Annotated in this window: 1 protein-coding gene; it reads right to left on the reverse strand. The window is 70.5% G+C overall.

Annotated elements, in window-relative coordinates; all coding sequences use genetic code 11:
- Window positions 1-347 (reverse strand): GTP-binding protein (locus AB0C16_RS41110; protein ID WP_357691664.1); only part of this gene is annotated, 347 nt, incomplete at its 3' end.
- Window positions 348-349 lie beyond the last annotated feature (2 nt).

Genomic DNA, 349 nt, shown 5'->3' on the forward strand with positions numbered 1-349 from the left:
TCGACCAGCACCACGGCCAGCTCGGCGGTGGAGGCGCCGGTCACCATGTTCCGGGTGTACTGCACATGGCCCGGGGTGTCGGCGAGGATGAACCGCCGCCGGGTGGTGGCGAAGTAGCGGTAGGCGACATCGATGGTGATGCCCTGCTCGCGCTCGGCCCGCAGCCCGTCGGTCAGCAGCGCCAGGTCCGGAGCCTCCTGCCCACGGTTGAGCGAGGCCTGCTCGACGGCCTCCAGCTGGTCGGTGAGGACCGACTTGGAGTCGTGCAGCAGACGGCCCACGAGGGTGGACTTGCCGTCGTCGACGGACCCGGCGGTGGCGAAGCGCAGCAGGGTGGTGGCGCTCAACT

It is taken from the genome of Nonomuraea sp. NPDC048916 (assembly GCF_040649575.1).
Lineage (GTDB): Bacteria > Actinomycetota > Actinomycetes > Streptosporangiales > Streptosporangiaceae > Nonomuraea.